Source organism: Mesorhizobium sp. M0074 (assembly GCF_040322975.1).
Classification (GTDB): Bacteria; Pseudomonadota; Alphaproteobacteria; order Rhizobiales; family Rhizobiaceae; genus Mesorhizobium.
This window is the reverse complement of the sequence record NZ_JAMYUM010000004.1, coordinates 307,601-318,537: the sequence shown is the minus strand read 5'-3', so window position 1 is coordinate 318,537 and position 10,937 is coordinate 307,601. Positions and strand designations below refer to the sequence as shown.

At 60.8% G+C, this 10,937-nt stretch carries 8 protein-coding genes and 1 pseudogene; 4 read left to right on the top strand and 5 right to left on the bottom strand.

The features are described from left to right. Positions 1-307 (top strand): annotated as a pseudogene (locus NKJ73_RS08405) (hypothetical protein); the annotation flags it as partial. Between the two features lie 288 nt (positions 308-595). On the opposite strand, the gene NKJ73_RS08400 reads toward NKJ73_RS08405, so the two are convergent. Then, complete coding sequence (locus NKJ73_RS08400) at positions 596-1,102, bottom strand: alpha/beta fold hydrolase (protein ID WP_352568991.1); 507 nt, start codon at positions 1,100-1,102, stop codon at positions 596-598. Between the two features lie 2,160 nt (positions 1,103-3,262). After that, positions 3,263-3,370: a hypothetical protein gene (locus tag NKJ73_RS08395; RefSeq protein ID WP_245274694.1), complete on the bottom strand. Its 108-nt coding sequence runs from the start codon at positions 3,368-3,370 to the stop codon at positions 3,263-3,265. A gap of 358 nt (positions 3,371-3,728) precedes the next feature. Between NKJ73_RS08395 and NKJ73_RS08390 the strand changes: the two genes are divergently transcribed. Beyond that, positions 3,729-4,604, top strand: coding sequence for a MurR/RpiR family transcriptional regulator (locus NKJ73_RS08390; protein ID WP_245274693.1), 876 nt, complete (start codon positions 3,729-3,731; stop codon positions 4,602-4,604). A gap of 61 nt (positions 4,605-4,665) precedes the next feature. On the opposite strand, the gene NKJ73_RS08385 is transcribed toward NKJ73_RS08390, so the two are convergent. From NKJ73_RS08385 to iolD, 3 genes are all read right to left on the bottom strand, one after another. Beyond that, positions 4,666-5,499 carry an SDR family oxidoreductase gene (locus NKJ73_RS08385; RefSeq protein WP_023676598.1) on the bottom strand — a complete coding sequence of 278 codons (834 nt, stop codon included), beginning with the start codon at positions 5,497-5,499 and terminating at the stop codon, positions 4,666-4,668. 3 nt (positions 5,500-5,502) lie between these two features. Then, positions 5,503-6,402 (bottom strand): myo-inosose-2 dehydratase, encoded by a 900-nt coding sequence (gene iolE / locus NKJ73_RS08380; RefSeq protein WP_352568990.1) that lies wholly within the window; start codon positions 6,400-6,402, stop codon positions 5,503-5,505. 125 nt (positions 6,403-6,527) lie between these two features. After that, complete coding sequence (gene iolD / locus NKJ73_RS08375) at positions 6,528-8,375, bottom strand: 3D-(3,5/4)-trihydroxycyclohexane-1,2-dione acylhydrolase (decyclizing) (protein ID WP_352568989.1); 1,848 nt, start codon at positions 8,373-8,375, stop codon at positions 6,528-6,530. 107 nt (positions 8,376-8,482) lie between these two features. On the opposite strand from iolD, the gene iolG reads away from it, so the two are divergent. Continuing rightward, complete coding sequence (gene iolG, locus NKJ73_RS08370; protein ID WP_352568988.1) at positions 8,483-9,490, top strand: inositol 2-dehydrogenase; 1,008 nt, start codon at positions 8,483-8,485, stop codon at positions 9,488-9,490. 3 nt (positions 9,491-9,493) lie between these two features. Then, on the top strand, positions 9,494-10,930 hold the full coding sequence (locus NKJ73_RS08365; RefSeq protein WP_352568987.1) for an NAD-dependent succinate-semialdehyde dehydrogenase: 1,437 nt from the start codon (positions 9,494-9,496) through the stop codon (positions 10,928-10,930). Positions 10,931-10,937 lie beyond the last annotated feature (7 nt).

The window sequence follows — 10,937 nt, the reverse complement described above, 5'->3', positions numbered from 1 at the left end:
TCTCACAGGCGTCCACCAGCCCGGCGAAAGCCATTTCGAGCTCCTGCGCGCCTTTGCCGACGATGCTCTGCTCGCCAAGGCCTCCACAGCCTTTGCCGCCTACCGCTACCGCGCGCATGAATTCGGCGATTCCATGCTGCTTAATCGCCAACCGCCGCTTCTATCGCGCGAACAAAATCGGGGCGAGGGGCTCGAGACGAAGGCTTTACTCGAGGTGTGCCATGATGTCGGCAGGATCGGTGGTATTTCGTGCTCGGCGCGCAAGGAAGTCGGAGCTATGTTACAGCGGACCAAATTCGGCATTTGACCCAAAGTCGAAGTTCCGAAGCCCTCACATTGGGTCCGCATTGCGGGCGAAGCGGACAACATGGCTTGCCGGGCGTCAATGCTTCGATACGTGCCACGGCAGGCAGAGCCTAGCAGGGTCCCAAGAATCGCAGGATTTCGGCCGCGAGCGCATCCGGTGCTTCCTCAGCCATGTGGTGACCACAGTCCAGGGCCTTCCCCTGCTGTCTCGCCGCCGTCCACGGTCGCCAAACTTCGAGAACATCGCCGTAAAGCTGCTCAAGGTCATCACGCAGCGACCACAGAACCATCATTCAATACGGCGGCCCGCCTCTCGGTCTTCCGCGTCGTGCAGACGGTCTATCGTGATACCTGCCCTATAATCTTCTATCATTCCGTGAATGACCCGCGGATCGTGAACGGCCGCGCTGTAATCGGCATAGGCCTCTGGGCCCATCTGTTCGGCGGAGCCACCATGCCAAGCATCGGGATCGGCATTGATAGCGCGCTCCGGCTTCTCTTGCTGGGCGAAGAAGAACCAATGCCACCACGCGGTTGCAAAGCGTGTATCACATCGTTCAAGCGCTTCGAGGATAGGAACGCCATCGAGCACGATGAGATGTGTCACCGCGGAGGGATGATCCATAGCAGTCCGAAAGGCGGTGTGGCTTCCCCGATCGTGCCCGGCGATTGCGAAGCGATCAAATCCAAGGTGCTGCATCAGGGCGATGTCAACGTTAGCATTGCTAATTGCCGTTGGTTCGGCGCATTTATCAAATGCACTGTCAATCGCCAATTGGCCTAATTGGTCAATCAAGTGTCTGCGCTAACCATATGACAGTTCGCGGTGCTTAGCGTCGTTCGACGCATTGAGTTCGTCATTGCGGACAATGCAGTGTTCGTTCGCTAGTGCGGCTAGCGCCATCGGCTAGTGTTTGTTCGTACGCGTCGTATTGGCCTGTCTAGCGTCAATGAAATTGGCGCGTAGTGTTTCTCGTATTCGCCGTTCAGTTGCCGCACGTACTGCGCGCCTGTGTTTGCGCTTGCCGTCGAATGACAGGAGCGTGTCACCATAAAACGCAACACGGTTTGCGGAGCGCTATAGAGTAAGCAGCAACAAAGGATGCCGCTTATGACACTTCTCCAGATCGCTTATCTCTGCCTCGCCGCGGGCGCGTTCATTGCCTTCGTTGGCTACCCCATCGCGTTCTTCGGTATGGGAGGGCACTGAACCGCAGCGCGATCTTTCCGGATTTCGGAAAAAGATTTGTCGTGCGTGACAAAGGATTTGTCACCCATGACAAAAAATCTTCGATAAATGGCTAGGTCATCGTCCAACGGAGCGACCTCGATGACCCTGCTTCAAATCGCTTACGCAATGCTCGCCGTCTTGTATATTGTGCCGTGGTGGCGTTGGCGGTAGGACATTCAGATGTCGCAAGATAACGAAGACGAAGCAATTCCCAAGTCTTCGTCGGCTACTGCCGCGATCGTGCAGTTCATTGAACGGGTAGGAAGGCCCTTCGTACCCGACGTCGTGAAGAGCTGGGCGTCGCGCCCGACTATCACCGAACGACCGAAAGAGAACAGGTGGCATCTGGCGAGACAGTCGGATGGTACATTCCTCCTTCAACTGCAAAACGATTGGTGGCTGACTAACAACAGCGACCGTCCTCTGCGTATGGTGGGGGTGGAAATCGACCGACCACGTGTCAAGGGCGATCTCATTGTGGATGGGCCGAGGGCGCACGATGGCGAACCTGTCATCCCGCCAAAGGCGACGGTCCCGATTTCCACGCACTTCATGGTCCCCACTAGGAAGCATCACCTGAAGGCCACGAAACGCTACGATTTCACATTCGTCGATCACAACGGGCATCGGACGCGAAAACGGGGCATCGAATACAAGCCCGAGCGTCGCTGTAGCCGTACTGCTGGTTCCTTTCGAGCACCCGGTTCACGTACGAGCGCCGGAATATGTTGTCGACGAGAGCAGGCTTGAATTCATAGCGCTCGTATACCGTTTGGAGCGCGTCTTCGAGCCGGTTGAGCCGCCACAACGCTGCGAATAGCAAACCGTGAATGAAGGCTATGCGCGGTGAGCTCATTACGGTGGCGCTGTGGGGGCATTGAGCGATGACTGACGAGAGAGTTTTGCTGACCAAATGGTTCGGCTCTTTGAAGAGCCTGTTGCGGCGATTGGGATGCTGCTCTACGGCGCCTATCTTTACATGAGCAGGAGCAGTTTCCGCCAAGAGATGAACGCGGGCGTATCGAAACCGGACTAGGCTGCTACAACCATTCAAGTGGAAGCGAAGCGGATCGAGGGACAGAGAGAAGTCGCACGCTGGTGTGCAAAATCGCGCCTTAGCGTAGAAAAGGCTTTGGCCCCGGGCTGAGCGAAACTGCGAAGCATGAGCTGCCGATCCCTTTCCAATCTACAAATCTACGCCACAGCCTACCATCAAGATCCGCAAGCGTGACCGCGAGCGCGCGGAGCGCGTCCTCTTGGCCGGTGGGCCGAAACCGTCACTCAAGAAAAACGGGCGATCGCACTCGCATGGGAGCGACAAGTGTGCGAACACGCGATCTCACGGACATCGGAATTCCGGCTGCTATCTGGCCCGGATGTGTGACGAGGGCCTGCTCATCAAGATCGGCTATGGCATCTATCGCGCCACAAATCGGAAGGCGGCATAATCGGATCTTGGCTAATCTCCGGAGAATGGCAACGTTTGCAGCGGTTCGATCGCTCGAATGGAAGCTATGGCGAGAAATCGGCGACGCGGCCAGGACATCCATGTCGATTTCAATGATGGACTGGACGGACTGTCCGGAAAAGCTAATAAAAATCAAAGCTTAAGGGGGTTTAAGTTGGCGATGCAGTACCAAATGCAGTACCGCTGAAGCGCAGCCGATGATGTTTTCAGGGTCGTAGGACGGACTTGCCGTTGCGAACGTCGGCGCGACAGGGCACTTACGGAGCCCGTGGTCGCAGAGGTTGCCCGAATGCACATTCGAGACCGGCTGAATCCCAGTCCGCGAGGTCTGCGGCGGCGCGATATGTGCTCTCCAGGACGACCATGAGGCTTGGTTCCGGATCGGTAACTCTGCGGATCGCATACGGCAGCAGGAATTCTCCAAGTCGTAGTGGGCGGCGTCGGCAAAGATCTTCGCCGCCGCGAAGCCTTTTGGTCGGGCGGTGGAGCGGTCGACTTTCCGGCCTTCTATTCCTACGCCTGTCCGAAACCGCTGCTCCTCTGACGCTTCTCCTTCGCACGGAGCTGTCGCAGCCCTCTTGGTGCGCGGACGCGCGGTGCGCACACAACTTGTGGCCCGATAACAGACCCGATAACAGACCCGATAACAGAGTTGACAACTCTCTGCTGGTCAAAAACCTTCAAAGAAGCCATCATGCAACAAAAATTGCAAGGATGTGCATCGTGGACGAGAAGGTCGAGGCTCCCAAGGACTATGAGGATCTCATCCGCGTGATACACGACCGGTATGATGGGATGAGCAAGTCGTACCAGAAGATTGCGTTGTACCTCACCCAAAATCCGAATGACGTCGCGGTGCGATCGGTGAACTCGATCGGGGAAGGCAGCGGCGTTCACGCGTCCAGCTTCGTCCGATTTGCCCAAGCATTGGGGTATGAAGGGTTCAAGGACCTGCAGAGCCTCTTCCAGAAACGATTGTCCACCGCGGCTCCCGGCTTCGAAGCCCGCGTCAAGGCGTTGGAGAAGGAACTGGGGGAGCGGACAGATCGCAGCGAGATGGGATTGATGCACGACCTGGTCGTCCGTGACATCGCGTCCCTGAAAGAGATGCTCACCGATCTTCAACCCGAGGATCTGGCAGAAGCCGTTAGCCTGCTCGAGAAGGCCGACGTCATCTATCTGATGGGACAACTTCGCTCGGCACCGGTCGTCGAACTCCTTCGCTATATACTGACCATGCTAGGTAAGCGCTGCGTGCTCCTGGATCCGGGCGGCGGACTGGCCACGCATATGGCCCGCGCGATGCGGAAGACGGACCTGCTGTTTGCGGTGTCGTTCCGCTTCTATGCGAACGAGGTCGTCAATGTTGTGGAAGAAGCCGTGGGGAGAGGTGTACCCATCGTGGCGATCTCGGACAGCACGCTGTCTCCATTGGCCAAGAGCGCGCGCGTTCTGTTCGCCGTACCGGAGCACGAATACACTTTCTCGCGCTCGCTGGCAGCTCCTATGTGTCTTGCGCAGGCTTTGACCGTGGCCTTGGCGGCCAGGCTTCAGAACAACGCAGTCGATCCCCGCATTCCAACGGTTACCGAGCGGTAGGGACTGCGAACCGCGAAACCTGGCCTCATTGTAGCATTTTCGGACCGCCGGCCGTCGATTCTCAATCAGTGTCGGAAGGCGAGAGCGCCATCGCCTTTTCAGGCACGGCCATGGGGCCGGATGCGGCACCGAGGACTGTCTGGTCGTAATCCACCACCGCACCTGTCATGAGCCCGGCATCGTCCGAAACGAGGAAGTTGACGGTGCGGGCGGCCTCGGCCGGATCGACCAGCCGGCCGAAGGGCAGGTTCGCAACGGCTTTCGCTTCCCAATTGGGATCGCCCGTCTCACTCGCCTGCAATTCTCGCTCGTTATCAGACGCCATCCAGCCGACATCCAGCTGGTTGACGCGGATGCGGTTCTTCATGACGGAAAACGCCGTGTTGCGGGTCAGCGTCGCCAGCGCCGCCTTAGTGGCACAGTAAACGTTGATGAAAGGCTGGCCGGCATGTTCCGAGATCGAGCCGATGTTGCAGATGGCGCCTTCAATGCCGTCGCGGATCATGCGGCGGATGGCCTCCTGCATCAGGAAGTAGGGTCCGCGCACGTTGACGGCGAACAGGGCGTCGAAAAGTTCGGGCGAGGTATCGAGGATGGTGCCACGGTCCGTGCGGGCACCGGCGTTCACCAGCACATGTATCTTGCCATAAACGCGCTCGGCCTCCGCCATCACGCTTCGGCAATCCTCGACTTTGCCGAGATCGGCCTTGACAAAGTGGACAGGCACGCCGGTGTCGTGCGTGATCGCCTCGGCCGCGGCACGGCCCTTCGCCTCGTTGCGGCCGAGAGTGACAAGACCGGCAGCGCCGGCTTCCGCCAGCCGGCGCGCAATGGCCGCTCCCAACCCCTGCGTTGAACCCGTGACAACGCAGACCTTTCCATCCATGCGATTCATACTTCAGCTCTCCACAGTGTAGCCAGCCGCGGCCATGACGCGCCGCAATTCCTTATGCCCGATCTTCGCCATTTCGAGTGGCGGACTTTTGACGGGATCCTGCTCGGCTTCAACGACGAACCAGCCTTCGTAACCGTAGGAGGCCAGCCGCTTCACGATCGCCTCGAAGTCGAGCGAGCCGTCACCGGGTACGGTGAAGGCCCCCTTTACCACTGCGTCGAGAAAACTTTCCCGGCTGCGGTCGAGCCCGTCCACGACCGCTTGGCGGATGTCCTTGGTGTGTACATGCGAAATCCGGGCGTGGTGCTTGTCCACCACCCGCAGCACGTCGCCGCCGGCAAAGGCCATATGGCCGGCATCGTAGAGCAGGGGCAGACCCTCGCCGGAATGCTTCATCAGCAGATCGACGTCCTGTTCGCTTTCGATCGGCGCGGCCATGTGGTGGTGGTAGCAAATCGGCATGCCCTGACCCGCGCACCATTCGCCGAAAGTGGTGAGCTTACGGCCGTAGGCCTTGATCTGATCGTCGTCGAGACGCGGGCGCATAGCCAGCGGCGTTCCGCGGTCGCCCTGAATGGTGCGACCCGTCTCGCCATAGACGATGCAGGGCGCGTTGGTCGCCTTGAACAACTCCATCTGCGCGGCGATGCGGTCCTTCTCTTCATCGATATTGCCGACCAGCAAGCGGCCGGAGAACCAGCCGCCACAGACGCTCATGGCATGCTGCCTCAGGATGGGCTCAAGCACCGCCGCGTCCATCGGGAAGCGGCGGCCAGTCTCCATGCCGGTGAAGCCGGCCTGACGGGCCTGCCGCAGGCACTCCTCCAGCGAGACGTCGTCGCTCAGTTCGGGAAGGTCGTCGTTCCACCAGGCGATCGGCGCGATGCCAAGCTTGGCTCTCATCGTCATCTCCAATCATGATTTTCGAATGCTGCTGGCTGCCTGCGCAGCGACAAAAAACTGCCGGAACAATGCTCAGGGAGTTTTGCATCGTTCCGGCAGGGGACGCCCCCGCGCGCCCGAACGGTTCAGACACCCACGCGCTGCTTCTTGCGACCTTCGGTTTGCGCGGCATGCGCGTCGCGGACCTGCTGGCGCCCGCTGATCTCGGGCACGCCGACGTCCCACCATGCATCCCCGGGCGTCCAGCTGAAGGCGTCGGAGACGATGGTAATGACGGTGGTTCGGTCGGTGGTCTTCGCCCATTCGATCGCTTGGCCGAGATCGGCAAGGCTTTCGACACGCCGCGCCAGCGCGCCCATGGCTTCCGCGTGCTTGGCGAAGTCGACCGAGAACGGCTCCTTGACCCGGCAGTCCTTGATAAGGTTATTGAAGGAGGCGCCGCCCTTGGCGTTCTGCAGCCGATTGATCACCGCATAGCCGCCATTGTCGCATACCACGAGAATCATCTTGTGGCCGGCGAGCACCGACGAATATATGTCGGAGTTCATCATCATGTAGGTGCCGTCGCCGATCATGACGATCGGCGTGCGGGTAGGGTCGGCCATGGCCGCGCCCCAGCCGGCAGAGATTTCATAACCCATGCAGGAGAAGCCGAACTCGCAGTCGAAAGTGTTGGGTTCCTTCACCCGCCAGTTCTTCATCACCTCGCCGGGCAGTCCGCCGGCCGCGGTGATCAGCAGGTCACGCTCGCCCGCCTTGGCGTTCACCACGCCTACGACCTGCGCATAGGTCGGGACCGGCTCGTTGGTCGGCTTCTGGAAGCCGTCAAGCATCGTGTTCCACTTGGCGAACTCGATGCGACCCTTGTCTGTCCAGGCCCTCTCCGCTTTCCAGTCGCCGAGGGCACCTTCGAGTTCGCTCACCGTCTCCAGCGCGTCGCCGACGACGGCGAGCGCCCGGTGCTTGGTGGCATCCCAGCGTGCGGCATTGATCGAGACGAACTTTGCGTCGGCCGAGAAGGCGCTCCAGGATCCGGTGGTGAAGTCCATGAGCCGTGTGCCGACGGCGATGATCACGTCGGCTTCCGCCGCCAGCGCGTTGGCGGAGGTTGAGCCGACGATGCCGATCGGTCCGACATGCGCGGGGTGGTCGTGCGTAACCGTGCCTTTGCCGGCAATCGTCTCCGCGAGCGGGATCCCATGCCTTTTGGCGAAATCGCCAAGAACCTTCTCGGCACCCGAATAACGCACGCCACCACCCGAGATGATCAGCGGCCGCTTTGCGCCTTTGAGGAGGCGCGTCGCTTCGGCGAGCCGGCTGCGATCGGGCCGGGGGCGTGGCACCTCATTCACCGTCTGTTCGAAGAAGGCTTCGGGATAATCCCAGGCGATCTCCTGCACATCCTGCGGCAAAGCGATGAAGGCAGGCCCGCAATCGGCCGGATCAAGCAGCACCGCAACCGCCTGCGGCAACGACGAGATGATCTGCTCGGGATGGACGATGCGGTCCCAGTAGCGCGTGACCGCCTTAAAGGCGTCATTGACGTTGATGGTCGGGTCGCCGAAGTGCTCGACCTGCTGCATGACCGGATCGGGCCGGCGACTGACGAAGGTGTCGCCTGAGAGCATCAGCACCGGCAGCCGGTTCGAATGGGCGACACCCGCCGCCGTCACCATGTTCAGCGCACCCGGACCGATCGAGGTCGCCGCAACCATGATCTGGCGCCGGCGCTTCGCCTTTGCAAAGCCGATCGCTGCAAGCGCCATCGACTGCTCATTCTGGCCGCGCCAGGTCGGCAGCACGTGCTTCACCGCCTCGAGTGCTTCAGAAAGGCACGTCACGTTGCCGTGCCCGAAGATGGCGAAGACTCCCGGAAAAAGCGGAACTTTCTCGCCGTCGACGACCGTGAACTGGTTGCACAGATAGCGCACGAGCGCCTGTGCCATGGTCAGACGGACGGTGGCCCTGGTCATCTTTGTCTCCTCCCTAACGACGGTCTTTCCAAATCTATATGGAATGCCCATTGACAAATCAATATGTTTGCAACGATCATTGCAAAAATTCAAACCGGGAGGACTTCTTGCTCAGGATAGCTGTGCTCGGCTGCGGTCGGATTGGCAGGATGCATGCGGCAAACATCGCCGCACATCCTCGTGCGGAACTAGCCACCGTCTATGACATCGACGAATCGTCCGCGGAGACTGTCGCGGCGCGGCACGGCGTTCGCGCTTCGGGATCCGCGGACGAGGTATTTGCCTCGGCAGATGTAGATGCGGTCCTTGTCGCGACGGTGACTGACACGCATGCCGACTACATCGAAAAGGCGGTGGCCGCTGGCAAACCCGTGCTCTGCGAGAAGCCGATCGATCTCAGCCTGGAAAGGGTGAACCGTTGCGCCGAAGCAATTTTGTCCAAGGGCGTGCCGGTCCAGATCGGTTTCAACCGGCGTTTCGATCCCGGTCATCGTGCGGCGTGGAACGCCGTACGATCCGGCGAGATCGGCGAATTGCACCAGGTTATTATCACCTCGCGTGATCCTGGCATGCCGCCCCGTTCCTACTACGAGGTCGCGGGCGGGCTTTTTCGCGACATGACGATCCACGATTTCGACCTCGCCCGCTTCATGCTGGGAGAGGAGCCGGAGGAGGTGTTCGCCATCGGTGGCCGGCTGATCGACCCGGCCATGATGGCGGAGCTGAACGACTACGACAGCGTCATGGTCGTGATGCGGACCAAAAGCGGCAAGCAGTGCCACATCAACAACTCCCGAACCTCCACTTATGGCTACGACCAGCGCGTCGAGTTGCTGGGCAGCACCGGCATGGTGATCAGCGGCAACAGGAAGCCTCACGAACTGCGCCGCTACTCGGTCGCGCAAACCGAAGCCGCCGCGCCTTATCTCGACTTCTTCATCGAGCGATACCGCGAAGCGTTCGATGCCGAGATCGACGCCTTCGTCACCTGCGTCGAGAAGGCCGAGCCGCCGCTGGTCGGTTTCGAGGACGGGCGCCGCGCTCTGGTCTTGGCCGAAGCGGCGATGAAATCGGCGGTCGAAGGCCGCTTCGTGAAGGTCAGCGAGATCGGATAAGCCATGTACGCGAACTACGGACTGTTCATCGACGGGAAGTGGCGCAAGGCATCCGACGGCGGGACGGCGCCGGTGACGAGCCCGGTGACGGAAAAGCCGCTGGGCGAGGCTCCGGTCGCCACCCGCGCGGACACGGAAGAGGCGCTGGTTAGCGCCGCCCGTGGGTTTCCCGCATGGAAATCCAAGGGTGGTTTTGAGCGCGCGTCCGCCCTGCATGCTATCGCGGACGAGATGATCCGCCGCAAGGACGAAGCCGCGCGGATGATCTCCAGCGAGACCGGCAAACCTATTGCCCAGTCCGAGCGCGAATGGGGGCTGGCGGTCGATCAGTTCCGCTGGTACGCCGAGGAGGCCCGCCGGATCTATGGGCGCGTCATCGAATCGCGCGTGCCCGGCGGTCGTTTCGAAGTTCTGCACGAGCCTGTCGGGATCGCAGCCGCCTTCACCGCCTGGAACTTTCCGGCGGCACTGGTCGCCCGCAAGGTGGCGCCGGCGCTTGGCGCTGGCTGCTCGACCATCGTCCGGCCGTCAAGTCAGACGCCCGGGACGGCGATGCTGATGGTCGACTGCATCCGCGCCTGCAATCTTCCTGCCGGGACCGTCAGCCTGGTCGTTGGGCCCACGAGCACGACCTATGCGCCGATCATGGCTTCGCCGGCGGTGCGCAAGGTGTCCCTCACCGGCTCGACCCGCGTCGGCCAGCAGATGATCCGCGATGCTGCCGACACGGTGAAGAAGGTGTCTATGGAGCTTGGCGGCAACGCGCCCCTGATCGTCTTCGACGACGCCGATCTGGATGCCGCGCTCAACGTCTCCGTGCCGACCAAATACGCCAATTCCGGCCAGGTCTGCGTCACACCGGATCGTTTCTTCGTCCACGAAAGCCTGCACGACGCCTTCGTCGAGGGCTTTGTGCAACGCGCCAAAGCGTTGAAACTGGGCGACGGGCTCGACCCATCCGTGCAGATGGGCCCGCTCATCAATGCCGGCCGGCTTTCCGAGATCGAAGACATCGTGTCCGACGCTATGAAAGCCGGTGCGAAGCTCGTCGCGGGTGGCCATCGGGTTGCGGCGTTCAATGCCGGCCATTTTCATGAGCCCACGGTCCTGACCGATGTTGCCGACGACATGAGGGTCTTTGCCGAGGAGAATTTCGGGCCGATCGCGGCGATCACCCGGTTTTCCTCGGATGAGGAGGCGCTGGAGCGGGCGAATGCTTCGCCAATGGGATTGTCGGCCTATGCCTTCACGTCGAGCCCGAAGCGTGCGCGCCGCACGGTAGCCGAGCTGAAGGCAGGCATGGTGGGCATCAACAGCTTCGCTCTCGCCGCATCGGAAGCGCCGTTCGGCGGCACGAAATATTCCGGAATGGGTCGCGAAGGCGGCAGCGAAGGTATCGGTGACTACCTCGACACCAAGCTTGCGCAGATTGTGTTCTGAGGAGGCC

What these genes read in the sequence shown, in the direction of transcription:
- NKJ73_RS08395 (WP_245274694.1), bottom strand. Translation starts at nt 3,370, where the DNA reads ATGGTCGTCCTGGAGAGCACATATCGCGCCGCCGCAGACCTCGCGGAC.
- NKJ73_RS08385 (WP_023676598.1), bottom strand. Translation starts at nt 5,499, where the DNA reads ATGAATCGCATGGATGGAAAGGTCTGCGTTGTCACGGGTTCAACGCAG.
- iolE (WP_352568990.1), bottom strand. Translation starts at nt 6,402, where the DNA reads ATGAGAGCCAAGCTTGGCATCGCGCCGATCGCCTGGTGGAACGACGAC.
- iolD (WP_352568989.1), bottom strand. Translation starts at nt 8,375, where the DNA reads ATGACCAGGGCCACCGTCCGTCTGACCATGGCACAGGCGCTCGTGCGC.
- NKJ73_RS08365 (WP_352568987.1), top strand. Translation starts at nt 9,494, where the DNA reads ATGTACGCGAACTACGGACTGTTCATCGACGGGAAGTGGCGCAAGGCA.